Origin of the sequence: Pseudomonas sp. MYb185, from assembly GCF_002979975.1 — a bacterium.
Lineage (GTDB): Bacteria > Pseudomonadota > Gammaproteobacteria > Pseudomonadales > Pseudomonadaceae > Halopseudomonas.
Genome location: NZ_PCQD01000017.1, coordinates 1 through 23,719, shown reverse-complemented (window position 1 = coordinate 23,719; position 23,719 = coordinate 1). Strand labels below are relative to the sequence as shown.

22 protein-coding genes are annotated in these 23,719 nt (G+C 61.7%); 8 read left to right on the top strand and 14 right to left on the bottom strand.

Annotated elements, in window-relative coordinates:
* Positions 1 to 5 precede the first annotated feature (5 nt).
* The 8 genes from nuoI to CQ007_RS17485 all read right to left on the bottom strand — a co-directional run bounded on the left by nuoI (position 6) and on the right by CQ007_RS17485 (position 9,174).
* The gene (gene nuoI / locus CQ007_RS17520) at positions 6 to 554 is read right to left on the bottom strand and encodes an NADH-quinone oxidoreductase subunit NuoI (protein ID WP_105647134.1); all 549 of its coding nucleotides are present in this window, start codon (positions 552 to 554) and stop codon (positions 6 to 8) included.
* Between the two features lie 10 nt (positions 555 to 564).
* Positions 565 to 1,554 (bottom strand): NADH-quinone oxidoreductase subunit NuoH, encoded by a 990-nt coding sequence (gene nuoH, locus CQ007_RS17515; RefSeq protein ID WP_105647133.1) that lies wholly within the window; start codon positions 1,552 to 1,554, stop codon positions 565 to 567.
* Positions 1,551 to 4,280, bottom strand: a complete 2,730-nt coding sequence (nuoG, locus tag CQ007_RS17510; protein ID WP_105647132.1) for an NADH-quinone oxidoreductase subunit NuoG — start codon at positions 4,278 to 4,280, stop codon at positions 1,551 to 1,553. The genes nuoH and nuoG overlap by 4 nt, the downstream gene beginning before the upstream one ends.
* Positions 4,281 to 4,389: 109 nt before the next feature.
* The gene (nuoF, locus tag CQ007_RS17505) at positions 4,390 to 5,742 is read right to left on the bottom strand and encodes an NADH-quinone oxidoreductase subunit NuoF (protein WP_105647131.1); all 1,353 of its coding nucleotides are present in this window, start codon (positions 5,740 to 5,742) and stop codon (positions 4,390 to 4,392) included.
* The gene (nuoE, locus tag CQ007_RS17500; RefSeq protein ID WP_105647130.1) at positions 5,739 to 6,233 is read right to left on the bottom strand and encodes an NADH-quinone oxidoreductase subunit NuoE; all 495 of its coding nucleotides are present in this window, start codon (positions 6,231 to 6,233) and stop codon (positions 5,739 to 5,741) included. Before nuoE ends, nuoF begins: the two co-directional genes overlap by 4 nt.
* A 2-nt stretch (positions 6,234 to 6,235) precedes the next feature.
* A complete protein-coding gene (gene nuoC / locus CQ007_RS17495) occupies positions 6,236 to 8,020 on the bottom strand; it encodes an NADH-quinone oxidoreductase subunit C/D (RefSeq protein ID WP_105647129.1) in 1,785 nt (594 codons plus the stop codon).
* 55 nt (positions 8,021 to 8,075) lie between these two features.
* Positions 8,076 to 8,753, bottom strand: a complete 678-nt coding sequence (locus CQ007_RS17490; RefSeq protein ID WP_105647128.1) for an NADH-quinone oxidoreductase subunit B — start codon at positions 8,751 to 8,753, stop codon at positions 8,076 to 8,078.
* Positions 8,754 to 8,763: 10 nt separating this feature from the next.
* Positions 8,764 to 9,174 (bottom strand): NADH-quinone oxidoreductase subunit A, encoded by a 411-nt coding sequence (locus CQ007_RS17485; protein WP_105647127.1) that lies wholly within the window; start codon positions 9,172 to 9,174, stop codon positions 8,764 to 8,766.
* A gap of 174 nt (positions 9,175 to 9,348) precedes the next feature.
* Here CQ007_RS17485 and CQ007_RS17480 point away from each other — a divergent pair, with 174 nt between their 5' ends.
* The gene (locus CQ007_RS17480) at positions 9,349 to 9,792 is read left to right on the top strand and encodes a hemerythrin domain-containing protein (protein WP_105647126.1); all 444 of its coding nucleotides are present in this window, start codon (positions 9,349 to 9,351) and stop codon (positions 9,790 to 9,792) included.
* Here CQ007_RS17480 and CQ007_RS17475 read toward each other — a convergent pair whose 3' ends face one another.
* Complete coding sequence (locus CQ007_RS17475; RefSeq protein WP_158256800.1) at positions 9,793 to 10,929, bottom strand: sensor domain-containing diguanylate cyclase; 1,137 nt, start codon at positions 10,927 to 10,929, stop codon at positions 9,793 to 9,795.
* 143 nt (positions 10,930 to 11,072) lie between these two features.
* On the opposite strand from CQ007_RS17475, the gene gorA reads away from it, so the two are divergent.
* Entirely contained in the window at positions 11,073 to 12,437 is a 1,365-nt protein-coding gene (gorA, locus tag CQ007_RS17470) for a glutathione-disulfide reductase (protein ID WP_105647124.1), read from the top strand.
* A 27-nt stretch (positions 12,438 to 12,464) separates the two neighbouring features.
* On the opposite strand, the gene CQ007_RS17465 is transcribed toward gorA, so the two are convergent.
* On the bottom strand, positions 12,465 to 12,971 hold the full coding sequence (locus CQ007_RS17465; RefSeq protein WP_105647123.1) for a copper chaperone PCu(A)C: 507 nt from the start codon (positions 12,969 to 12,971) through the stop codon (positions 12,465 to 12,467).
* Between the two features lie 213 nt (positions 12,972 to 13,184).
* On the opposite strand from CQ007_RS17465, the gene CQ007_RS17460 reads away from it, so the two are divergent.
* Entirely contained in the window at positions 13,185 to 13,517 is a 333-nt protein-coding gene (locus CQ007_RS17460) for a PilZ domain-containing protein (RefSeq protein ID WP_105647122.1), read from the top strand.
* 27 nt (positions 13,518 to 13,544) lie between these two features.
* On the opposite strand, the gene CQ007_RS17455 is transcribed toward CQ007_RS17460, so the two are convergent.
* The 4 genes from CQ007_RS17455 to CQ007_RS17440 form a co-directional block, all read right to left on the bottom strand.
* Positions 13,545 to 14,642, bottom strand: coding sequence for a DUF1513 domain-containing protein (locus CQ007_RS17455; protein ID WP_105647121.1), 1,098 nt, complete (start codon positions 14,640 to 14,642; stop codon positions 13,545 to 13,547).
* Between the two features lies 1 nt (position 14,643).
* The gene (locus CQ007_RS17450) at positions 14,644 to 15,690 is read right to left on the bottom strand and encodes an imelysin family protein (protein ID WP_105647120.1); all 1,047 of its coding nucleotides are present in this window, start codon (positions 15,688 to 15,690) and stop codon (positions 14,644 to 14,646) included.
* A gap of 11 nt (positions 15,691 to 15,701) precedes the next feature.
* Positions 15,702 to 17,102 (bottom strand): di-heme oxidoredictase family protein, encoded by a 1,401-nt coding sequence (locus CQ007_RS17445; protein ID WP_105647119.1) that lies wholly within the window; start codon positions 17,100 to 17,102, stop codon positions 15,702 to 15,704.
* Positions 17,103 to 17,195: 93 nt separating this feature from the next.
* Positions 17,196 to 18,563, bottom strand: a complete 1,368-nt coding sequence (locus CQ007_RS17440) for an imelysin family protein (RefSeq protein WP_105647118.1) — start codon at positions 18,561 to 18,563, stop codon at positions 17,196 to 17,198.
* Positions 18,564 to 18,958: 395 nt separating this feature from the next.
* Between CQ007_RS17440 and CQ007_RS17435 the strand changes: the two genes are divergently transcribed.
* The 5 genes from CQ007_RS17435 to CQ007_RS17415 form a co-directional block, all read left to right on the top strand.
* Complete coding sequence (locus CQ007_RS17435) at positions 18,959 to 19,174, top strand: dodecin (RefSeq protein WP_105647117.1); 216 nt, start codon at positions 18,959 to 18,961, stop codon at positions 19,172 to 19,174.
* A gap of 106 nt (positions 19,175 to 19,280) precedes the next feature.
* Positions 19,281 to 20,741 carry an NAD-dependent succinate-semialdehyde dehydrogenase gene (locus CQ007_RS17430; protein WP_105647116.1) on the top strand — a complete coding sequence of 487 codons (1,461 nt, stop codon included), beginning with the start codon at positions 19,281 to 19,283 and terminating at the stop codon, positions 20,739 to 20,741.
* 3 nt (positions 20,742 to 20,744) lie between these two features.
* Positions 20,745 to 21,647 carry a D-hexose-6-phosphate mutarotase gene (locus CQ007_RS17425; protein ID WP_105647115.1) on the top strand — a complete coding sequence of 301 codons (903 nt, stop codon included), beginning with the start codon at positions 20,745 to 20,747 and terminating at the stop codon, positions 21,645 to 21,647.
* Positions 21,648 to 21,754: 107 nt separating this feature from the next.
* Positions 21,755 to 23,275 (top strand): aldehyde dehydrogenase family protein, encoded by a 1,521-nt coding sequence (locus CQ007_RS17420; RefSeq protein WP_105647114.1) that lies wholly within the window; start codon positions 21,755 to 21,757, stop codon positions 23,273 to 23,275.
* Positions 23,276 to 23,528: 253 nt separating this feature from the next.
* On the top strand, positions 23,529 to 23,719 hold a 191-nt coding region (locus CQ007_RS17415; protein WP_146114605.1), incomplete at its 3' end, for a hypothetical protein.

The following is a 23,719-nucleotide window of genomic DNA, read 5'->3' as shown; positions in this document are numbered from 1 at the left end:
ACTGATCATGGCAGCAGGCCCTTGACGTTGACCGGCTCGGCCTCATTCTGCGCGGCGCCCTTGGGCTTGCCGGCAATCGACAGGCCGGACACCCGGTAGAAGTTGTAGTCCGGATTCTTCCCGGTGCCGGAAATCATCAGGTCTTCCTTCTCGAACACCAGATCCTGGCGTTTGTACTCGGCCAGCTCGAAATCCGGTGTCAGCTGAATGGCGGTGGTCGGGCAAGCTTCCTCGCACAGGCCGCAGAAGATGCAGCGCGAGAAGTTGATGCGGAAGAACTCCGGGTACCAGCGTCCGTCCTCGGTCTCGGCTTTCTGCAGGGAAATGCAGCCAACCGGGCAGGCCGCGGCGCACAGGTTGCAGGCCACGCAGCGCTCCTCGCCGTCGGGGTCGCGGGTCAGCACGATACGGCCACGGTAGCGCGGCGGCAGATACACCGGCTCTTCCGGATATTGCAGGGTGTCACGCTTGCGGAACGCGTGGCCGAAAATCATCACCAGGCTGCGCAGTTGCGTATAGGTGCCATGCACTACATGAATAATCGATTTGATCATGGCGTTCTCCTCAGGCCGCTGCCAGCACAATTGCGCCGGTCACCAGCAGATTGATCAGGGTCAATGGCAGACAGACCTTCCAGCCGAATGCCATCATCTGGTCATAGCGCGGCCTGGGTAGCGAGGCGCGCAGCAGGATGAAGATCATGATGAAGAAGCCGGTCTTCAAGGCGAACCACAGGAACGGCAGTTGCGGCAACAGATCGAAGGGGCCGTGCCAGCCACCGAAGAACAGCGTCGCCAGCAGCGCCGACACCAGCACGATGCCGATGTACTCGCCGACGAAGAACATGCCCCATTTCATCCCGGCATATTCCACGTGATAACCGTCGGCCAGTTCCTGCTCCGCTTCCGGCTGGTCGAAGGGATGACGGTGGGTGACCGCAACGCCAGCGATGAAGAAGGTCAGGAAGCCGAAGAACTGCGGAATGATGAACCACAGGTTGTCGGCCTGGTAGGCGACGATATCGCGCATGTTGAACGAGCCGGTCTGCGCCACGATCCCCATCAGCGACAGCCCCAGGAACACCTCGTAGGACAGCGTCTGGGCCGCGGCACGCAGACCGCCGAGCAGGGCGAACTTGTTGTTGCTGGCCCAGCCGGCGAACAGTACCGCGTAGACCGTCAACCCGGCCATGGCGAAGAAGAACAGCAGGCCGATGTTCAGGTCCGCCACGCCCCAGGTCGGGGTGATTGGCACCACGATAAAGGCCACCAGCAGCGAACTCATCGCCACCACCGGTGCCAGGGTGAAGATCAGCTTGTCGGAAAACGGCGGCGTCCAGTCTTCCTTGAAGAACATCTTGATCATGTCCGCGACGATCTGGAACATGCCGCCGGGACCGACCCGGTTGGGCCCGTAGCGGTCCTGCCATACTGCCAGCAGGCGGCGCTCGACAAAACTCAGCAGGGCGCCGGCAATGACCACTGCCAGCAGGATGACGATGGCCTTGATCACACCGATCAGGATGGCAATCACCTCGGGAGTGAACCAGCTCATTGTGCCACCTCCCTCAGTTCGGTCACCACGCTGGTGGCCGTCAGCGGCGGGATACCCGGCAGACCTGCCGGCAGGCCAACCACGCCCAGCGGCAGATCGCTGCTGATGCGTACCGGCAACTGCAACTGCTGGTCACCCAGTACCAGGCTCACCGTGGCTCCCTCGGTAACGCCCAGGCGAGCAGCCTCGGCGTCAGCCAGGGCGATATACGGCTGGGGCATGCGTTGCTGAATCGGCTCGGCCCGGCTGCTGTTCTCCTCGCTGCCGAACAGGTGGTGCAGGGGCACCACCTGCCAGGTCCCGGCAGCCGGCGCAAACGCAGCCGGTGCCTGGGCCCAGTTCAGATCCATGCGCGCGCCATCCAGCAGGCGCACACCGGGATCGCCGCTGCGCAGATGACCACCCACCTCGTCCTGGAACTTGTTCCACGCCTGTGGTGAGTTCCAGCCGGGTGACCAGGCGAAGGGAATCTGTTGGCGCTGTTCGCTGCTGCCGGCGTAGCCTTCCATGGAAAACGCGAAGGGGCTGTCCGGATCCTGCGGCTGACGCGGCTCATGCACGCTGAGATTGGCGCGCATCGCGGTGCGGCCGCTGTAGCGGTGCGGCGCACGCGCCAGCTTCTGGCCCTTGATGCGGAAGTCGGCGTCCGGCGCCGCCTCGGTAATGGATGCCAGGCGCGGATGTACCGCGGCGCAGGCCTCGGTTACCTGATCCAGGGTGGTCCAGTCCACCGGTTTGCCCAGCAGGGTACTGCGCAGAGCATGCAGCCAGCGCCACCCTTCGCGAATCAGCACGTCGGGATTGTAGTAGCCCGGATCGAATACCTGGAAGAAGCGCTGGGCGCGGCCTTCCTGGCTGACCAGGGTGCCATCGCCTTCGGCGAAGCTGGCCGCGGGCAGCAGCAGGTGCGCCTTGTCTGTGGTCGGTGTCTGCTGGTGATCGGCGACGATGACCACATTGGCTGCGGCCAGTGCCGCATCGACGCTGGCCTTGTCGGCCCGGCGATACAGGTCGTTCTCCAGTACTACCAGCGCGTCGTACTGGCCGGCGCTCAAGGCGGCGAGGGCGGCTTCGACGGACCTGTCGGTCTGCTCGTCGGCGAGCAGGATCGACATACCCATGCTGTTGGCTTCCGGCACCACCAGACTGATGGAAGCGTCCTTTCCACGGTTCTTCAAGGCCTGGGCGATGTTCGCCGCTGCATCAATGATCGCGCGGCTGCCCAGCGAGGCGCCGGAGACCAGCAGCGGACGCTTGGCAGCCAGCAGCGACTCGGCGATACGTTGTGCCAGCTCCAGGGCCTCGGCTTCCAGTCCGGCCACTGCAGGCGCACTGGCGTCGATGGCGTGGGCCACGGCAAAGCCGAGCCGGGCCAGGTCATCCGGTGCGGCCTGTACCGTTTCGGCGGCAATATCATCCAGCCGGGTGCTGTCCACGCTGGCGATGAATACCGGGTTCAAGGCGCCCTGGGCAATGTTCTGTACTGCCGCCTGGTGCCAGCTCTGGATGCCAGCGGCTTCGGCCATCTCGGTAGCCTTGCCCTTGGCGGCCTGGCGCAGGGCCAGGGCGATGCGCGCTGCGGTCTGGGTCAGGTCCTCGCCGAGTACGAATACCGCATCATGGCTTTCCATGTCGCGGATCGTTGCCACCGGCAGCGGGCCATGCTGCAGGATGTTGCGAACAGCATGAATATTGTCCAGTTCATGGCGGGCGATACCGGAGAAGAAATCCTCTGCGCCGACCAGCTCGCGCAGGGCGAAGTTGCTTTCCAGGCTGGCGCGGGGCGAGCCGATACCCATGATGCGGCGACGATTGAGCAGGCCGGCGGCCTGATCCAGTGCGGCATCGATACCCATGCTCAGCTTGGAGCGCTGGACGACCGGCTGGCGCGGACGATCCTTGCGGTTGACATAGCCATAGCCGAAGCGGCCGCGGTCGCACAGGAAGTAGTGGTTCACCGAGCCGTTGAAGCGGTTCTCGATGCGGCGAATCTCGCCATAGCGCTCGCCGGGGCTGGTGTTGCAGCCGGAGGCGCAGCCATGGCAGATGCTTGGGGCGAACTGCATGTCCCACTTGCGGTTGTAGCGCTCGGAGTGGGTCTTGTCGGTGAAGACGCCAGTGGGGCAGACCTCGGTCAGGTTACCGGAGAACTCGCTTTCCAGCGTACCGTCCTCGACCCGGCCGAAGTACACCTGATCATTGGCACCAAACACGCCCAGGTCGGTACCGCCGGCATAGTCCTTGTAGTAGCGCACACAACGATAGCAGGCGATGCAGCGATTCATTTCATGGGCGATGAACGGGCCCAGTTCCTGGTTCTGGTGGGTGCGCTTGTTGAAGCGGTAGCGGCGCTGATTGTGGCCGGTCATCACCGTCATGTCTTGCAGGTGACAGTGACCACCCTCCTCGCACACCGGGCAGTCATGCGGGTGGTTGATCATCAGCCACTCGATGACGCTGGCACGGAATGCCTTGGCTTCCTCGTCGTCGATCGAGATCCAGCTGTTGTCCGTCGCCGGGGTCATGCACGACATGACCAGGCGACCGCGGGTATCGTTCTCGTCGCTGTACTGCTTGACCGCGCACTGGCGGCAGGCGCCCACGCTGCCCAGCGCAGGATGCCAGCAGAAGTAGGGAACATCGAGGCCGAGGGACAGGCAGGCCTGCAACAGGTTGTCCGCCCCGTCGACTTCGTAGTCTTTACCATCTACATGAATAGTGGCCATGGTTGTACTTTCTTCTTACCCGTTATACGGGTGCTGCTAATGGAATACCTTTGGCGGACCCGACGGGGGAAATGGTCGCCCAACATCCCCGGCAGATCCGCTTATCTCGTCATGCCTGCACGAACTCGGCGGTCGGCTTGCCGGCCGTGGCCGTCTGGTCGATGCCGGCCTCGAATTCGCTGCGGAAATACTTGATCGCACTGCCCAGCGGCTCGACGGCCCCTGGCGCGTGGGCGCAGAAGGTCTTGCCAGGCCCGAGAAAGTCCACCAGCCGCAGCAGGACTTCCAGATCCTCGGGGCGGCCCTGGCCGCGTTCCAGCGCACGCAGGGTCTTCACGCTCCAGGGCAGGCCGTCACGGCAGGGGGTACACCAGCCACAGGACTCGCGAGCGAAGAACTCCTCCATGTTGCGCAGCAACGAGACCATGTTGACGGTGTGGTCCACCGCCAGCGCCAGACCGGTGCCCATGCGCGTACCGACCTTGCCGATACCGCCGGAATACATCTGCGCTTCCAGGTGTTCCGGCAGCAGGAAACCGGTACCGGCACCGCCGGGCTGCCAGCACTTGAGGGTGTAACCGTCGCGCATGCCGCCGGCATACTCTTCGAACAGTTCACGGGCGGTGATGCCGAAGGGCAGTTCCCAGATGCCGGGATTCTTCACCTTGCCGGAGAAGCCCATCAGCTTGGTGCCATGATCGCCGCTGTCGGGGCGCGCCAACGCGGTGTACCAGGGCACACCGTTGCCGATGATCGCCGGTACGTTGCACAGGGTTTCCACGTTGTTGACGCAGGTCGGCTTGCCCCAGACGCCGACGGCGGCAGGGAAGGGCGGTTTGGCCCGTGGATTGGCGCGGCGACCTTCCAGCGAGTTGATCAGCGCGGTCTCTTCACCGCAGATATAGCGTCCGGCACCGGTATGCACGAACAGCTCGAAGTCGAAACCCGAGCCGAGGATGTTCTTGCCCAGCAGGCCTGCCGCCTTGGCTTCCTCGACGGCGCGCTTGAGGTTGGTGGCAGCGTCTACATATTCGCCACGCAGGAAGATATAGCCACGGTAGGCCTTGAGCGCGCGCGCCGAGATCAGCATGCCTTCGATCAGCAGGTGCGGCAGCTGCTCCATCAGCATACGGTCTTTCCAGGTATTGGGCTCCATCTCATCCGCGTTGCACAGCAGGTAACGTATGTTCAGCGACTCGTCCGCCGGCATCAGGCTCCATTTGACCCCGGTGGGGAAGCCGGCGCCGCCGCGGCCCTTGAGCCCGGAGTCCTTCACCGTGCTGACGATATCGGCCTCGGCCATTTCCTGCAGCGCCTTGCGTGCTGCAGCGTAGCCGTTCTTCTGCTGGTACTCTTCCAGCCATACCGGCTGGCCGTCATCGCGCAGGCGCCAGGTCAGCGGATGGGTTTCTTCGGTCCGTGCAATACGGTTGGCAGGGCCGAAGGAAGCGAAGGTTTTCATGGGTAGGCCTCCAGCAGTGCGGCCACGCCGTCAGCAGTGACATCGCCAAAGGTATCGTCATCGATCATCAGTGCCGGGGCCTTGTCGCAGTTACCCAGGCAGCACACCGGCAGCAGGGTGAAGCGGTTGTCATCGGTCGTCTGCCCGGGGGCGATGCCGAGCTGAGACTGGATGCCTGCCAGGATGCTTTCATGGCCACCGATATAGCAGGTCATGCTGTCGCATACGCGGATGATGTGGCGCCCGACCGGCTGGCGGAAGATCTGGCTGTAGAAGGTGGCGACACCCTCCACATCGCTGGCCGGAATGCCGAGGATCTCGCCAATGGCATCGGCGGCACCGTCCGGTACCCAGCCCCGCGCCTGCTGAACTATCTTCAGCGCCTCGATGGAGGCCGCACGCGGGTCCTCATAATGATGCATTTCATGTTCGATGGCCGCGCGTTCGGCATCACTGAGAGTGAAACGATCAGTCTTAATCAACGTAGTCATAATCAGCGGTCCACGTCAGCCATAACGAAGTCGATACTGCCCAGATAGGCGATCAGGTCCGACACCATGCTGCCGCGAATCACCGACGGAATCTGCTGCAGGTGCGGGAAGCTGGGCGTGCGGATACGCGTGCGGTAGCTCATGGTGCTGCCGTCACTGGTCAGGTAGTAGCTGTTGATGCCCTTGGTCGCCTCGATCATCTGGAACGACTCGTTGGCCGGCATCACCGGACCCCAGGACACCTGCAGGAAGTGCGTGATCAGCGTCTCGATGTGCTGCAGCGTACGTTCCTTCGGCGGCGGTGTGGTCAGCGGGTGGTCCGCCTTGTACGGCCCTTCGGGCATGTTGTTCAGGCACTGCTCGATGATCCGTAGGCTCTGGCGCATTTCACCCATCTTGACCATGCAGCGGTCATAGGCATCACCGTTGACCGCCAGCGGCACTTCGAACTCGAAGTTCTCGTAGCCGGAATAGGGACGCGCCTTGCGGATGTCGAAATCGCAACCGGTGGCGCGCAGGCCGGCACCGGTGACGCCCCATTCGAGGGCCTCCTTGGTGTTGTAATCAGCCACGCCCTTGGTACGGCCGATCAGGATGCTGTTCTTCAGCGCGGCCTTTTCGTATTCGTTGAGGCGCTTGGGCATCCAGTCGAGGAACTCGCGCACCAGCCGGTCCCAACCGCGCGGCAAGTCGTGGGCCACGCCGCCGATGCGATACCAGGCCGGGTGCATGCGGAAACCGGTAATCGCCTCGATCACCTTGTAGGCGCGCTGGCGGTCGGTGAAGGTGAAGAACACCGGGGTCATGGCGCCGACGTCCTGGATATAGGTACCCAGGTACAGCAGATGGTTCTGGATGCGGAAGAACTCGGCCATCATGATGCGGATCACATCGACCCGCTGCGGCACGGTGATGCCGGCCAGTTTTTCCACCGCCAACACGTAGGGCAGGTTGTTCATCACCCCACCGAGGTAGTCGATGCGGTCGGTATAGGGAATGAAACTGTGCCAGCTCTGGCGTTCGGCCATCTTCTCGGCACCACGGTGGTGGTAGCCGATCTCTGGCACGCAGTCGACGATCTCTTCGCCATCGAGTTGCAGGATGATGCGGAATGCGCCGTGGGCCGAAGGGTGGTTCGGCCCCAGGTTGAGGAACATGAAATCCTCATGCTCGCCGCCGCGCTTCATACCCCAGTCTTCGGGCTTGAAGCGCATGGCTTCCTGTTCCAGGTCCTGCTTGGCCGCCGTCAGGGCGTAGGGGTCGAACTCGGTGGCACGTGCAGGATAGTCCTTGCGCAGCGGGTGGCCTTCCCAGGTCGGCGGCATCAGCAAGCGGGTCAGGCGCGGGTGGCCTTCGAAGTGGATGCCGTACATGTCCCAGACTTCGCGCTCGTACCAGTCGGCGTTGGCCCAGACGGTAGAGGCAGTCGGCACATTGAGGTCGCCTTCCTTGAGTGCCACCTTGATCATCACATCGCTGTTCCGCTCCAGCGACATGAGGTGGTAGAACACGCTGAAGTCCGCGTCAGGCAGTCCCTGACGGTGCGTGCGCAAGCGCTCATCCACGCCATGCAGGTCATACAGCATGACGTAGGGTTGCGGCAGCTGGCGCAGGAAGCGCAGCACTGCCAGTAGTTGTTCACGTGCCACCCAGATCACCGGCATGCCGGTCAGGCTGGGCTGGATGCTAAGGCTGGGCGCACCGAAATGGGCGGTCAGCTCGGCGACGACGCGTTGGTCATCAGCCTGGTATGGAGGTATGTACAGCGCCTGGTCTGCAGTCTTCATATGAATCGCTATCGGTCAACGGTGAAATACGGCGGCGGTGTTGGCGTTTGCCGATTCACACGTCGTCTGGGGTACGCAGATTGGTGACCTGGATACGACGGTCATGATTCTGCTCGCGTTGCGAAGGCATATCCGCCCGGTAGACACCCTGGTCTCCAACGACCCAGGATAACGGGCGACGCTCCTTGCCGATGGAGTCCTGCAGCAGCATCAATCCCTGCAGGAAGGCTTCGGGTCGGGGCGGGCAGCCGGGGATGTACACGTCCACGGGAAGGAACTTGTCCACTCCCTGAACGACAGAATAGATATCGTACATGCCGCCGGAATTGGCGCAGGCGCCCATGGAGATGACCCACTTGGGCTCCAGCATCTGTTCATACAGTCGCTGGATGACCGGAGCCATCTTGATGAAGCAGGTGCCGGCGATGACCATGAAGTCCGCCTGGCGCGGTGAGGCACGGATAACTTCCGCCCCAAAGCGCGCGATATCGTGCGGGGCGGTGAATGCGGTGGTCATCTCCACATAACAGCAGGAGAGACCGAAATTATACGGCCAGAGTGAGTTCTTGCGCCCCCAGTTCACCGCGCCGCTGATGACATCTTCCAGTTTGCCCATGAAGATGTTGCGGTGAACCTGGTCTTTCAGCAGCGAATCGTCGACATTCTCCCTGGTACCGATGGGATACTCGTCATTGACGGCATCCGGATCGATCCGAATAAGTTCATATTGCATGTTAAAAGCCTCATTTTAGCTTCGCTTGCCTCCTGCGGCGGCCTGCCGGTGACCAATCAAGGGCACCGATAGACGCTTCGTAGACAAGACCCGCAACTAGAATTGAAATAAAGATAGAGGCTCCGATGAAACCGGCCCAGCCGCTTTCGCGCACCGAGACGGCCCATGCAAACAGGAATAGGGCTTCGACATCGAAGATCACGAAGAGCATCGCGACCAGATAGAATTTGGCGGAGAAGCGCAGGCGGGTATCGCCAGTGGAAACGATACCGGACTCGAAGGGTTCGTTCTTGCTGCGCCCCCAGGCTCTGCTACCGAGGATGCTCGATAGCAGCAACATGAAAGCGCACAGGCCGAGAACGCCCAGCAGAAAAGCAGCCAATGCCCAGTTGTGGGGCAGTGTTGATACAGCATCAGGCATGCCGGACTCCTTGGAGAAACGGCTTGATTATTGGTTATATGCGCGGACCTGAACTACCGTTCGCGTCGAGTTGCCGTATTGTATGCCTGCCGGCCAGGTTATGAAAGGGGGGAGCTGAACTTCGCTCAGGGAGGCGGGTCGAAAGCGCTACAGAGCTGAACGGAGATCTGTGCCATGACCATCTTCGAAGCATTGCGGGTGAGCCACGACAGGCAGCGGCAGTATGTCGAGGCTGTGTTGCTGACCAGTGGCGATACGCCGGAGCGGGTGGATGCCTATCAGCAACTCAAGGAAGAGCTGCAGGCCCACGAGACCGCCGAAGAACGTTACTTCTATATTCCGCTGATGGCCCATGAAAATGGGGTCGACCTGAGCCGGCATGCGATCGCCGAACACCATGAGATGGATGAGCTGATGGAGAAGCTGGATGAGATCGAGATGTCCAGCTCCGCCTGGCTGGCCACTGCCCGTGCCCTGGGTGACAAGGTGCTGCATCATCTCGAAGAGGAGGAACAGAAGTTCTTCCAGATGGCCGGCAAACTGCTCACCGACAAGCAGAAGAGCGAACTGGCCGAGCAATACAACGACGAGTATGACGAACTGCTCGGGCAGGCCTGATCAATTGTCCGGGATGGGCACCGCCACCGTTTCCGGGCCCCATACCACCGTCTTGTTGCGTCCGCCTGCCTTGGCCTGATACAGCGCCTGGTCGGCACAGCGGATCAGGCCGCTGACCGACTCGGCGTGGTCTGGACTGGCGGACAGGCCTACCGACAGGGTTGCCTGCAGCTGTTCACCCTCGAAGCCGATGGTCATTTCGGCAAACGCCTGGCGAATCGACTCGGCACGCTGCCGGGCCAGTTCCAGGGTCATGTTCGGCATAAGAATCATGAACTCCTCGCCGCCATAACGGCAGATGACATCCTGCGGCCGGGAATGGCCGGTAAGGATACTTGCCAACTTCCCCAGTATCCGATCTCCAGCCTGGTGCCCGAAGGCATCGTTGATCTGCTTGAAGTGGTCGATATCGATCAGCAGCATGCACAGAGATTCCTGCTGGCGGCGGCTGATCAGCTCCCTTTCCAGCGCTGAATCGAGGTGCCTGCGGTTGTACAGCCCGGTCAGCGGGTCGCGGCTGGCCTGCTCGCGCAGCTGATTCTGCAGACCATGGATCTCCTCGAGCTGGCGTTGCAGCAGGCGTTCGCTGTCACGCAGCCGCTCACGGGCCTTGCGCAGACTCAGGTTGCGCTGGAATGAGACCTGGCTGACCATCAGCAGATACAACGTCAGGGAGGCGATGCAAGCCAGAGTCGTCGGCCAGGCGGTATACATGTCCACCCTCGCACCGCCGATCAACAAGCCGATACCGATACCACACAGCGCAGCCAGCAGACACTCGGCCAATCCGCGCAGCCCGCGGAAGACGGTGAGGTTGATATGCACGCTCAGTAGCAGGGTGAAGGTGATCCACAGTGGAAAGCCCAAGGCAGCGACCCAGCAGCCGAACAGGGTCGAGTCCAGCATCAGGTTGTTCATTTCCGTCTGCAGCATCCTGCTCGAACGCAGCGCTGCCAGGTAAACCAGGTGGGGATAGACAAGGAACTGCAGTGCCAGCAGCAACCAGGTGATGAAGCCGTAGCCCCGGTCCGCCAGATGTAACCCCAGAGCGCCGAACAGCAAGATGAATGAGCCGCTGCGGTTCCTGTGATTGAGGCTCACTATCCAGTGCGTCTTGCGAGCGGCCGTGTGGCTCATCAACTGCGTCCTTTCAATATCAAAGCGCTGACAGGCAGTGTAGTACCGCTTATGGAAATTAAAAACGTCTATCTCGACGTTTACACTCGCCATGAACCAATCGGGTATGCTGTGCCCCTTGTATCAGTCGCAGGACAGCAAGCATGTCGCAATATGATTTTGATCTTTTCGTGATCGGCGCCGGCTCCGGGGGTGTGCGTGCCAGCCGAATGGCGGCCGGGTTCGGTGCCAGGGTGGCGGTAGCCGAGGAATTGTATCTGGGTGGGACCTGTGTCAACGTCGGCTGCGTGCCGAAAAAACTGTTCGCCTACGCGGCCCACTTCGCCGAGGACTTCAGCGACGCCCAGGGCTACGGCTGGAACCTCTCTGGCACAGGTTTCGACTGGAAGCGGCTGGTTGAAAACAAGAATACCGAAATCACCCGCCTCAATGGGATATACCATAATCTGCTGACTTCCGCTGGTGTGACGCTGGTGCATGGTCGGGCGCAACTGCTGGATTCACACACCGTTGCGGTTGGTGACAAGCGCTTCAGTGCAGAGCGCATTCTGATCGCCACCGGTGGCTGGCCATTCATCCCCGCGTTTCCGGGTCGGGAGCACGTCATCAGTTCCAACGAGGTATTTTTCCTCGACGAGTTGCCCAGGCGTTGTCTGGTTGTCGGCGGCGGCTATATCGCCATCGAGTTCGCCAGCATCTTCCATGGCCTGGGTTGCGATACCAGCCTGGTATATCGCGGCGAGCAGTTCCTGCGTGGTTTCGACCAGGGTGTACGTGACCACATGGTGGTGACGCTGCAGAACAAGGGGCTGAATCTGCAGTTCAACGCCGACGTCGCGCAGGTCGACAAACAGGCTGATGGCAGCCTGCGGGTAACACTGAAGAACGGTGACACTCTGGAAACGGACCTGGTGCTCTATGCCACCGGGCGGCGCCCGAAACTGGATGGTCTGGGGTTGGAAAACACCGACGTCTCGCTCGACGACAAGGGCTTCATTCGGGTGGATGACGACTACCAGACCACCGACCCGGCGATCTTTGCCGTTGGCGATGTAACCAATACCATCCAGCTGACCCCGGTTGCCCTGGCCGAGGGAATGGCCCTGGCGCGGCGGCTGTATCGCCCGGAGGAGTACCGGCCGGTGGATTATGCGGATATCGCTACCGCCGTGTTCTGCATTCCCAACATCGCCACCCTGGGGCTGACTGAAGAGCAGGCCCGTGCCCAGGGGCACAAGCTGGACATCTACGAGAGTCGCTTCCGGCCGATGCGCAACACCCTGGCGGGCAATCAGGAACAGAGCTTCATGAAGCTGCTGGTCGACCAGCAGAGCGATCGCGTATTGGGCATACATATGATCGGCCCGGATGCGGGGGAGATCATTCAGGGGCTGGCCGTGGCGGTCAAGGCGGGGGCGACCAAGGCGGTGTTCGATGCCACCCTGGGGATTCACCCCACCGCGGCGGAGGAGTTCGTCACCATGCGCACGCCGACTCGCAAGGACTGAGTCGGCGCCGACCGGCCAGCATATCGCTCAATGGTGGTGGTCGTGGTGCTCAGGAGCGGGGTGGTGGCCATCACCGGCATGCGCGTGATTGGCATCGTCGGCACTGACCACCACCTCTATAGCCACTTCACCAGCCTGTTCGAAGGTCAGGGTCAGAGGGTAGCTGTGCCCAGCCACCAGCGGCTGCTGGAGATCGAACAACATGATGTGGTGCCCGCCGGGGGTGAATTCCACCCGCTCACCGGGGGCGATTTCGATATCGTTGATCTGCTGCATCTTCATCAGCCCATCCTCGTGGACATGTTCGTGCAGTTCGGCGTGACCGGCGATGGGCGTGTCGGCGGCGAGCAGCCTGTCGCTGTGTTGCCCTCGATTCTCTATGGTCAGATAGGCAGCCCCGGTGGGGGCCACTGGCGGTAGCGCCCGGGACCAGGGATGCTCGATATGCAGGTCACCTGCGGTATAGTCGTGGGCCATCGACTGGGCGCTGAACAATGCTGTGCCAAGCAGCAGACTGATGTGGATGAATCGCATGATTGTCCCCCGGTGTACAGCCGCTGATGGGCTGATGAATGCCTGTTGTTCGAGTCGGCCCGAGTATGGGTGACGGCCCTCCCAGGCGCAAGCCGACAAAGAATTGACCTGGGTCACAAACCGCTTCAATGTTTACATAAATACGTGAACTATAGCTTTTCGCCATTACGCAAAAACCTCACACTTGTGGCCCTATATCAGGCAGAACATGTCATGAACGAAAGACGGAAACTGGAGCGCCATCACGTGAGCAGCAGCCTGGAGGTATATGACCTGGACAGTGGGGAATTGCTGGGGCGCGTTGTGGACCTCCATACCGAGGGACTGATGCTGCTGAGCGAGCGGCCGATCGAGCTGAACCGGGCCTGGGCACTGCAGGTCAATCTGCCGATGACGCTCAACGGCGTCAGTGAGTTCATGCTGGATGCGGAAAGCCGCTGGCACCGGGAAAGCATGGCCGGCGGTCAGTACTGGACCGGGTTGCAGTTCACCCATCTGCCCGATGAGTCCCGCCGCTGCATAGAGCGCATGGTTTCCAGCCGCTGACCGCAGGTGCCGCCAGCGACCGGGATATCAGGCCCGGGTGAGGTGGTTGTCCCAATGCAAGGCATGCTGGACCAGCAGCTGCGGTTCGCTGCCGGTCGCCTCGACCCGGTACACACCACCAGCCCCGGATGACACGATAAAACTGCCGTCCCGTTCAGCCAGCACACCACCCGGGTCAGCCAGCGGCACAATGTGCAGGGGCTCTGCGGAACGATAGTCCAGCAGCAACACACAATCGCCCCGGGGCGCGGTAATCGCGGCGACCGGCGAATGGCGGCTGATTGCGACACTGGCGGTGTAGTTGCCCAGACTGGCCTGATCGGGACCCGGCAGTGCGATTTCGCTGAACTCTCCCGTGCTGGTATCCAGTCGGGCGATCAGCGGCGGTGTTTCCCATTGCGGGCCTTCGAACTGGTAACCGGCAATGACGATGCCGTCACGGCTGATATCCAGGTGATGACAACTGAGCTGATGATGGGAAGGTTCGCAGCGTTGCAGTATCGCACCGCTATGGCGGTCCATCACCACCAGTGCCGGCTGCATGGACTCCAGGTTCAGCTTGATGCGGCCATAGTCCGGGTGGGTCTTGATTCCGCCCAGCGCCACGACCAGCCGCTCGCCATCCGGGTGCAGGCGCAGCTCATGGGGGTCCATGCCCGCCACGGGAAGGTCCTGCAGATGCCGGTAGTTCTCATCCGCGGCATAGACGCGGATATAGCCTGCGCCGCTGGGGTAGTGGTTGGCGGTGGCGTAGAAGCGTGTGCCATCCTGGCTGAAGACCCCGTGACCGTAGAAGTGGAAGTCCTCCCCAGCTTCAACCAGCGTATCAAGAGTTCCTTCCAGCATATTGATTACATAGAGGTTTATACCCGGTCTGCGTGACATGATGACTGCCTGCCCGGCGCCCGGGTGCAGGCAGCCGCTATGGCAGCGCTCGGCTACCGCTATGCGAAACAACTCTTCCCCGGCGGCATTGCCAGCGACAATGAAATGCTCGCCAAACGCATCATTGACCGAACTGAGAAAACGCAGCTGTGGTTGTTCAGGATCGTTGCCATAACTGGACCAACTGCAGGCTACAGCGACGCCGAGCAGGCTCAGCTGGATGAACTGGCGGCGCTGCATCTCAGTCCCCGTCGCTCGAGTTGAAACCGCGGATGATCCCCAGTTCACTGGCGATGTTGCCGGACAGTAACTGATTCAGCTTGTCGACTTCGATGAATATCAACTGCAGGCTGCGGTATCCGTCATCGTCGGCGAGCAACTGTTGCATGTCCGCCTCCTGGCTTTCCAGACGCTTGATGGTCGCCGTCAGTTGCTGGTCGAGGCGGGTAGTCAGTTCCGTGCCTTGGTCATCGACCATCAGTTCGCGCAGGCCGGGAAGGAAATAATGCTGCAAACCGATCAGGCTGGCGCGCATACCGGGCAGGGAATGTTCGCTGCGCCAGGCGTCCGCCAGATAGGGGTTGCGGCGGGGCTTGCCTTCCAGCCCCATGGGGGCGGCCAGGCGCTTGTTGCGCAGGGTCTCGACGCCATGCATGGCCGCCAGCACCGTGGTGCGCTGAAATTGCTCGGTGCCCAGGTAATGGGGGCGGAAGGCCTGCCATTGCTGCTGCAGCTGTGCAGTGTTCTGCGCAAGCAACCCGCTGATGCCGGTCAGCAGGGCACAGGCCCGTTCCTGTGGCAACGGCTGGCTCTTGGCTGCCTGCGGATCGAACAGCAGGTATTCCAGGGCCGGGAAGCCCTTGACCGCCACGCTGTCGCTGCGGAGCTGGTCGATACTGATCGGCTGTTCGCTGCCCAGCCACTGGTTCGCCTTGCGGGCGACGGTATTCTTGGAATCCGGCCAGAACTGGAACTGCCAGGACAGATTGTCCTGCTCGATCGGACCGAAATCGACGAAGCGCACCGCCTGCCAGCTGTCGAACGCTTCATACCAGGCAGCCTCGAGCTGGCCACGGGCATCGGTTGAGGGCGCATTGCAATAGGCCGTCGCGGCCTGGTCGAGGGTGGCGATATCATCGGCCAGCGCGGCGTAACCGGTGGCCAGCGAGTCATGCCATGTCTCGCGGGGCGTTTGCGCCCAGACGGTGCTGCAGAAGGAGGCAGTGAGCAGGGCGGCGGCGCCAGCCCGTCTGAGGGTGCGCAGGCTCGAGGCGGATAATGAAGGCATGTGGGATCCGTTTACAGGGAGTTTAAAAAGGCATTCAACGATTGGCGCAGTGCGGCCGGCAATTGACGATATTGCTCGGTGCTCGCCTGGGCTTCGCCGCCGTGCCAGAGGATGGCTTCTTCCAGCGTCCGCGCGCGGCCATCATGCAGGAAGCCCGCACGCGGGTTGATCTGTTGCGCAAGCCCCACCCCCCACAGCGGTGGGGTGCGCCACTCGTTGCCGTCGGCGAGGAATTCGGGGCGACCATCGGCCAGACCCGGGCCCATGTCATGCAGCAGCAGATCGGTATAGGGCCAGATCACCTGATTGCTCAGATCCGGTCGATCGGCCAGCTCGCCAGTGGTATGCCGCGGGGTATGACAGCCGGCGCAGCCGATATCGTTGAACAACTGGGCCCCTTCCTGCACGGCGGGGCTGTCCATATCGCGGCGGGCCGGTACGGCCAGGCTCATGGCGTAGAAGTTGACGAAGGCGGCAATCTTGTCGCTGACCTCCGGGTGGCCGCCGTCGACAAACCGCTCACACTGCTGCTCGGCGGTGCAATCGGTATCCGGCACTATGCTGGAGCTCAGTCCCATATCCCCGGCGAAGGCGGCCATGCTTTGCTGCATGACGTTCACCTCGGCGGCCTTCAGGCCGAAGCGCCCGAGAGCGGTGCGCTGCTCGACGCGATCCCATACCCAATTGGCACGGCCGGAAATGCCGTCGCCATCCAGGTCGTCGGGGTCCTCGGCAGCAAGAATCGCCTGCTCCGGAATGGCTTCCAGCAGACCGAGCCCGATCATCGGCGGAGCTACCCGGGGGGAGATCAACAGGTTGTCGGGTAGAGGGCCGTAGTTGGGGTTGTCGATGCGGTACACGGGATTGCGCAGACTTACTCTGGTCCCATCACCCAGTGTTTCCTCGCGCGCCTGCCACTCTATGTTCAACTGGGCCTCGGGCAGCATGCCGGGTATGGCGGCGGTCTGCAGCTGGCTGCCATACACCGGGGCGGGCACGAAGCCATGTTGTTGCAGCAGCTGCGGATCGGTATCCGGCCCGGCGGGTATCGACAACCTCAGGAACAGCGAGACCGCAGCTTCGCCAGGTGCAGGCGGATGACCACGCCCGTCCTTGAGATGGCAGCCCTGACAGGAGTTGGTATTGAACAGCGGGCCCAGGCCATCGCGGGCATCTGTGCTGGATGGGGCGATAACCCAGGGGTTGCGAAAGAAACTGTTGCCCACGCTGAAATCCAGTCGCTTGGATATCGGCAGGTTGCCCTGGGGCAGGGAATAGGCATTGTGATCGCTCTGGGCAACGGTGCCGTCACCGCCGGATTGCGGCGTATCCTGCAGCGGATGGTCAGCACCCAGGCTCGGGCCGGCAGCCAAGCAGAGGGCCAGAGCGGGTATCAATAACAGCGGTTTCATGTATACGGATCTATATCGCCTGGATAAAAGCATGAACGCAAAAGCCATCGGCAGCGCGTGGCTCACCGATGGCTTGGACTTGATCATCGCTGATCAGAAGGAATGGCCGGCATCGTCGGGCTGCAGGGATTCCACACCAACCACGCTAGCAACCTGCTCGATGGAACCGGTCTGCTGGGCCAGTGCGGCGATGGCGTCGTTGATGATCTTGGCACCGGCTTCATTGCCCGGAGCGATCATCATGTCGAAGGCCATGGCCGGTTCGCCTTCGGCAGCCTCCTTCATGGTGGTCAGCGCCCGCATGGTGTTGTCCAGATCGTCACGCAGGCTCTGGTCCAGTTCCGGGTTCTTCTCGGCCACCAGGGCAGAGAGCGAAGGGCCGCTGATGACCGAGCCATCCTGGCGCTCATAGCTGCCCAGGTAGACGTTCTGGATGCCCTTGCCGTTGTAGTAGTGGGAGTTGTGGGTGTTGTCGCTGAAGCAGTCATGCTCGTCTTCATAGGAGTTGGCCTCCAGCGCGACTTTCATCCGCTCACCGGCCAGCTCACCCAATGACAGCGAGCCCATGCCGAACAGCATCTTCTGGAATACGTCCTGGGCCGGCATGGCGAGCAATTCGGCGCGGTAATTGCCGCCTTCATCGGCGGACCACTGATCGACCATCCATTGCAGGTCGCTGACCAGCAGGTCGGTAGCAGCGTCCAGGTAGCTGGCGCGGCGGTCACAGTTGCCATTGGTGCAATCATCGCCCTGGGCGTAATCGGTCACCGGGCGCTCGCCGCTGCCCGCCTCGAAGCCGTTCAGGTCCTGACCCCACAACAGAAACTCGATGGCATGGTAGCCGGTGGCGACGTTGGCCTCGGAGCCGCCCACCTCGTTCAGATCCGCCAGCACCTGGGGAGTCAGTTCGCTGACATCCAGGGTCTCGCCGCCAATGGTCAATGTCTGGTTGGCGATCAGGTTGGCAGTGGCACCCTCGTTGCCCATTTCGTACTGATAATCCTCGGCGGCAACGTAATCGATCAACCCTTCATCCAGCGGCCAGGCATTGACTTGACCCTCCCAGTCATCCACCACGGCATTGCCGAAACGGAACACCTCGGATTGCTGGTAGGGGACACGCGCGGCGAGCCAGGCCTGCTTGGCTGCCTCCAGGTTGGCCTCGGTAGGGTCGGCCAGCAGGGTATCAACGGCCTTGTCGAGCGCCTGTGCGGTAGTCAGTGCGTCGAGATAGGTTGCATGGGCCAGGTCGGCATAATGGGTAGCCACGTCCGCTTCGCTGATGCTGGTCTCTGCCGGGGTGTCGATATTGGCGGCGCTCTGGTCAGCCTCGATGCTGCCGGACTCGGTAGTCACCGGAGATTGTGCGACGGGATCGTCTTGCTTGTTGTCGCATGCGGTCAGCAGCATTGCAGCAGAGATGGTTAGAGCCAGCGAAGTGTAGCGAAAGGTGCGTACCATAAATTGCTTCCCGTCTTCCGGTGATAATGATTTGCGTTGCGATTATAGGCTTGTATCTTCATATTGCAATGTGCGAGTAGGGAAATATTGGATGAAACGCGAATAATTCTCATTGACAGGCGGGGCAGGCGGACCAATACTCGGTTCATCCATTTCATTCCCGGAGGCCGCTCCAATGAGCAATGTGACCTTGATGGCAGGAACATCCCGATCCCTGTGCCGTGCGTGGCACGCGTTGCAGGAGTTGGAGCGCAGTCGCGGCGAGAAATGCCGGGCACCAGGTTGCCCAGCCAAGGCCATCGACAATCGCAAGATGCGGCGCGGTGGTGCCACTGATATGTGAACCAAGCAGCCAATCCTTTGCCATACTCAAAACAGGCAAAGAGGAGGTTGATATGTCAGATCATCGCACTTACAAGAAACTCGAACTGGTTGGGTCATCGACAACCAGCATCGAAGATGCCATCCACAGCGCAATCGCTGAATGCAGCAAGAGCGTGAAGAATGTGGAGTGGTTCGAGGTGGCCGAAACCCGAGGGCACATTGTCGATGGCAAGGTCGCGCACTTTCAGGTCACGCTGAAGGTCGGCTTTCGTATCGAGGGCAGTTGACCGGCTGTCCCCCTCCGGCGGTGTCTGCACCGCCGGCTTGCCTCGGCGGGTATCCCGCTCCGATATCCCTGCCTGGGCCTTCCCATTCATACGCGCAGGAGGACACATGTCCCTTTCCCGTCTGAAATCCCCTCGGTTGTTTCGTCAGCAATGCTATGTGGATGGCCGCTGGATAGATGCCGGCACTGGCAAGACCCTTGACGTCCATAATCCGGCCAATGGCGAGCTGGTTGGCCAGGTGCCGGTGCTGGAGGCGGATGAGATAGATACGGCGGTCAACGCGGCCGCGACGGCCTTTCGGCATTGGCGCTCGCGTACCGCGCAGGAGCGGGCGGATCGGCTGATGGACTGGCATGATCTGATGCTCGTGCATCGTGAAGATCTGGCTACCCTGATGACCCTGGAGCAGGGCAAGCCCATGGGAGAGTCCCGGGGCGAAATCGATTATGCCGCTTCCTTCATCCGCTGGTTCGCCGAAGAGGCCCGGCGCATGTACGGCGAGACCATCCCCGGAGCGCGCATTGGCCAGCATATCGTGGTCACCCGCCAGCCAGTGGGCGTCTGCGCGGCGATCACACCGTGGAACTTCCCGGCAGCGATGATCACCCGCAAGGTGGGGGCTGCCCTGGCGGCAGGTTGTACCATGGTAGTCAAGCCAGCCAGTGCAACCCCATTCTCGGCCCTGGCTCTGGCAGTCCTGGCGGAGGAGGCGGGCATACCGCACGGGGTATTCAATGTGGTGACCGGCAGCGCCGATACCATCAGCGAAACCCTGACCGGCAACCCGGCAGTGCGCAAGTTGAGCTTTACCGGCTCGACCGATGTCGGTCGCCGGCTGATGGCCCAATGCGCCGAACACATACAGAAGATCTCCCTCGAACTGGGCGGTAACGCACCGTTCATCGTGTTCGATGATGCGGATATCGGCCGGGCAGTGGAGGGCGCCATGGTGTGCAAGTTCCGCAATACCGGCCAGACCTGCGTCTGTGCGAACCGCTTTCTGGTGCAGTCCGCCGTGCATGACAACTTTGTTGCCGCGCTCGCCGAGGCAATGGGCAAACTGCGTGTCGGTGACGGTTTCGAGGAGGGCGTAACCCAGTCGGCACTGATCAACGGTGACGCGGTGGAAAAGGTCGTCGAGCACTTCGAAGATGCGCTGGCCAAGGGCGCCAAGCGCGTCTGCGGACCCGCGCCGGATACCGACCGTGGCAACTATGTCCAGCCGGTGCTGCTGACCGACATCAATACCGACATGAAACTCTGCCACGAGGAAACCTTCGGCCCGCTGGCCGCTATCATGCGCTTCGATACCGAGGAAGAGGCCATCGCCCTGGCCAACGCCACGCCCTATGGACTGGCCGCGTATTTCTACAGCCGCGACATCCATCGGGTATGGCGGGTGGCCGATGCGCTGGAGGCGGGTATCATCGGTATCAACGAGGGGCTGATTTCCAATCCCATGGCGCCCTTCGGCGGCATAAAGGAATCCGGACTCGGACGCGAGGGCTCGCGGCATGGGCTGAACGAATATACCGAACTCAAGTACCTGTGCATGGGAGCGCAATAGAGCATGACGGAGCTACCATCGGGGATCACCCTGACCTGCAACGAACATGGGCGCCGCTTCATCGACATCGATCACCCATCGGTGCGTGCCCGTGTGGCGGAGCAGGGCGCGCAGATCATCGATTGCGTGCCCTGCGGCCAGCGACCGTTGCTGTGGATGAGTCCAGTGGATCCGGCCAGGCCTGACACCGCACTGCGCGGCGGTATTCCGCTGTGCTGGCCGTGGTTCGCCGATGAACGCCCTGGCCCGGCGCATGGCATCGCGCGTACCAGCCATTGGCAATTGCGCCTGGCGCAAGCCGATGCGCATCAGGTACGCCTGGTGCTGGAGCTTCCCGAACGGGAAATCGCCCGCCAGTTGCCGGATGAGCGCTGGGCCGTCCAGGTCGAGATGCTGCTGGGTGCCAGCCTGAGCGTGACGCTGATCACCACCAACACCGGTAGCCGGGCACAGCAGTTGAGTCAGGCCCTGCACAGCTATCTGCCGGTGGACGATATCGCCAGCACCGAGGTTCTTGGTCTGCAGGGGGTGAGCTATATCGACAAATTGCAGGCGGATGCGGTTTGCCGTGAGCAGGAACCGATCCGGTTCAGTGGCGAGCTGGATCGGGTGTACTTCGATACCGCAGCGGATGTGCAACTGATCGATGCTTCAGCAGAGCCACTGTGGGTGCAGCGCCGCAACAGCCAGTCGGTGGTGGTATGGAATCCATGGCAGGAAAAGGGCGCGCGCCTGAGCCAGTTTCCGGCCGAGGGTTATCGCAGCATGGTATGCATCGAAGCGGCCAATGCCGGGCCGGATGCACGGCTGCTCGAGCCGGGGCAGGTGCAGAGGCTGCAGACCATTATCAGCCGTCATCCACCCGAGCGTGCTGCCCCAGTACCTGGGGAGCCTACTACTAAATAACGAACCCAGCCCTGCCAAGGAGGCATTCACGGGAATCGCATGGAGTCACTAGTATCGAATCATGACCTGGCCCGTGGGGGCAGGCTGCGCACAGAGGACTCATAACAATGATTTACGCCAATCCCGGAGCTGCCGGCTCCCTCGTTACCTTCAAGAACCGCTATGGCAACTTCATCAACGGTGAATTCGTTGCGCCGGTCAAAGGGCAGTACTTCACCAATACCACGCCGGTGACCGGCGAAGCCATCTGCGAAATCCCCCGTTCCAGCGCAGAGGACATCGATCTGGCACTGGATGCCGCCCATGCGGCCAAGGATGCCTGGGGCAAGACCTCTGTCCAGGAGCGCTCCCATATCCTGCTGAAAATTGCCGACCGCATCGAGCAGAACCTGGAAATGCTCGCGGTAGCCGAGACCTGGGACAACGGCAAAGCCGTGCGCGAGACGCTGAATGCCGATATCCCGCTGGCGGCTGATCATTTCCGCTACTTCGCCGGCTGTATCCGAGCCCAGGAGGGCGGCGCCGCGGAGATCAACGAAACCACGGTGGCCTATCATTTCCATGAACCATTGGGGGTGGTGGGGCAGATCATCCCCTGGAACTTCCCGATCCTGATGGCGGCCTGGAAACTGGCGCCGGCGCTGGCCGCAGGCAACTGCATCGTGCTCAAGCCAGCCGAGCAAACCCCGGTCAGCATTCTGGTACTGGCTGAACTGGTTGGCGATCTGCTGCCACCGGGCGTACTCAATATCGTCAACGGCTATGGCCGCGAGGCCGGTGAGGCACTGGCGACCAGCAAGCGCATTGCCAAGATCGCCTTTACCGGCTCGACGCCGGTAGGCCGCCACATCATGCGTTGCGCGGCGGAAAACATCATTCCGTCCACCACCGAACTGGGTGGCAAGTCTCCCAACATCTACTTCGCCGACATCATGAAAGCGGAAGACAGCTTCATCGACAAGGCCGCAGAAGGCCTGGTGCTGGCCTTCTTCAACCAGGGCGAGATCTGCACCTGCCCGTCCCGCGCGTTGATCCAGGAAAGCATCTACGATGACTTCATCGGCCGCGTACTCGAGCGGACCCGCCGCATCAAGCGTGGCAATCCGCTGGATACCGAGACCCAGGTAGGCGCGCAGGCTTCTGAGCAGCAGTTCGACAAGATCCTGTCCTATATGGAGATTGCCCGGGAGGAGGGTGCGGAATTTCTCATCGGCGGCAACGCCGAGCGCCTTGAGGCCGAATTGGGCGGTGGTTACTACATCGAGCCGACCCTGCTGAAAGGGCATAACAAGATGCGGGTGTTCCAGGAGGAAATCTTTGGCCCGGTGGTGAGTGTCACCACCTTCAAGGATGAAGCCGAAGCGCTGGCCATTGCCAACGATACCGAGTTCGGACTGGGCGCAGGCGTCTGGACCAGGGACATGAACGTCGCCTACCGCATGGGCAGAGGCATTCAAGCTGGACGGGTGTGGACCAATTGCTACCACATGTACCCGGCCCACGCCGCCTTCGGCGGCTACAAGAAATCCGGTGTCGGCCGGGAGACCCACAAGATGATCCTCGACAGCTACCAGCAGACCAAGAACCTGCTGGTCAGCTACGACGTGAATCCGATGGGTTTCTTCTGACCGTCAGCGGGTGAGGAGGGCGTGCCGGTCCGCTCCACCGGTACGCTTGCAGGTTGCTTATCGCGTATCTTGAGGCCCTTCGGGGCCTTTTTTTATGCAACGCGCTGGCGAATGAAACGGCAACAGGCCCTACTACCAAACTGGGGGATAAATACGCCCAAAGTACCATGGGGAGGCTGACGCCTCGCTGCTTAACTGGTCGCACCGGCAAAGTGCCGAGCAGCATGATTGCCAATAACAAAAGGACACGACCATGCGGACAGGACCCAGTCATACCGTAGCCACCTTGGCACCCCTGTTCAGGCTGACGCCCCTGGCGGTTGCCCTGATGATTTCCCCGCTGCAACAGGTCTACGCCGCTGACCGTCTCAGCCTGCCGGCACAGATCATCCTCGGCGGCGGCGACGATGGCCAGGACCTGCAACTGCCGCTGGCCCGGCATAC

What these genes read in the sequence shown, in the direction of transcription:
- nuoI (WP_105647134.1), bottom strand. Translation starts at nt 554, where the DNA reads ATGATCAAATCGATTATTCATGTAGTGCATGGCACCTATACGCAACTG.
- nuoH (WP_105647133.1), bottom strand. Translation starts at nt 1,554, where the DNA reads ATGAGCTGGTTCACTCCCGAGGTGATTGCCATCCTGATCGGTGTGATC.
- nuoG (WP_105647132.1), bottom strand. Translation starts at nt 4,280, where the DNA reads ATGGCCACTATTCATGTAGATGGTAAAGACTACGAAGTCGACGGGGCG.
- nuoF (WP_105647131.1), bottom strand. Translation starts at nt 5,742, where the DNA reads ATGAAAACCTTCGCTTCCTTCGGCCCTGCCAACCGTATTGCACGGACC.
- nuoE (WP_105647130.1), bottom strand. Translation starts at nt 6,233, where the DNA reads ATGACTACGTTGATTAAGACTGATCGTTTCACTCTCAGTGATGCCGAA.
- nuoC (WP_105647129.1), bottom strand. Translation starts at nt 8,020, where the DNA reads ATGAAGACTGCAGACCAGGCGCTGTACATACCTCCATACCAGGCTGAT.
- CQ007_RS17490 (WP_105647128.1), bottom strand. Translation starts at nt 8,753, where the DNA reads ATGCAATATGAACTTATTCGGATCGATCCGGATGCCGTCAATGACGAG.
- CQ007_RS17485 (WP_105647127.1), bottom strand. Translation starts at nt 9,174, where the DNA reads ATGCCTGATGCTGTATCAACACTGCCCCACAACTGGGCATTGGCTGCT.
- CQ007_RS17480 (WP_105647126.1), top strand. Translation starts at nt 9,349, where the DNA reads ATGACCATCTTCGAAGCATTGCGGGTGAGCCACGACAGGCAGCGGCAG.
- CQ007_RS17475 (WP_158256800.1), bottom strand. Translation starts at nt 10,929, where the DNA reads ATGAGCCACACGGCCGCTCGCAAGACGCACTGGATAGTGAGCCTCAAT.
- gorA (WP_105647124.1), top strand. Translation starts at nt 11,073, where the DNA reads ATGTCGCAATATGATTTTGATCTTTTCGTGATCGGCGCCGGCTCCGGG.
- CQ007_RS17465 (WP_105647123.1), bottom strand. Translation starts at nt 12,971, where the DNA reads ATGCGATTCATCCACATCAGTCTGCTGCTTGGCACAGCATTGTTCAGC.
- CQ007_RS17460 (WP_105647122.1), top strand. Translation starts at nt 13,185, where the DNA reads ATGAACGAAAGACGGAAACTGGAGCGCCATCACGTGAGCAGCAGCCTG.
- CQ007_RS17455 (WP_105647121.1), bottom strand. Translation starts at nt 14,642, where the DNA reads ATGCAGCGCCGCCAGTTCATCCAGCTGAGCCTGCTCGGCGTCGCTGTA.
- CQ007_RS17450 (WP_105647120.1), bottom strand. Translation starts at nt 15,690, where the DNA reads ATGCCTTCATTATCCGCCTCGAGCCTGCGCACCCTCAGACGGGCTGGC.
- CQ007_RS17445 (WP_105647119.1), bottom strand. Translation starts at nt 17,102, where the DNA reads ATGAAACCGCTGTTATTGATACCCGCTCTGGCCCTCTGCTTGGCTGCC.
- CQ007_RS17440 (WP_105647118.1), bottom strand. Translation starts at nt 18,563, where the DNA reads ATGGTACGCACCTTTCGCTACACTTCGCTGGCTCTAACCATCTCTGCT.
- CQ007_RS17435 (WP_105647117.1), top strand. Translation starts at nt 18,959, where the DNA reads ATGTCAGATCATCGCACTTACAAGAAACTCGAACTGGTTGGGTCATCG.
- CQ007_RS17430 (WP_105647116.1), top strand. Translation starts at nt 19,281, where the DNA reads ATGTCCCTTTCCCGTCTGAAATCCCCTCGGTTGTTTCGTCAGCAATGC.
- CQ007_RS17425 (WP_105647115.1), top strand. Translation starts at nt 20,745, where the DNA reads ATGACGGAGCTACCATCGGGGATCACCCTGACCTGCAACGAACATGGG.
- CQ007_RS17420 (WP_105647114.1), top strand. Translation starts at nt 21,755, where the DNA reads ATGATTTACGCCAATCCCGGAGCTGCCGGCTCCCTCGTTACCTTCAAG.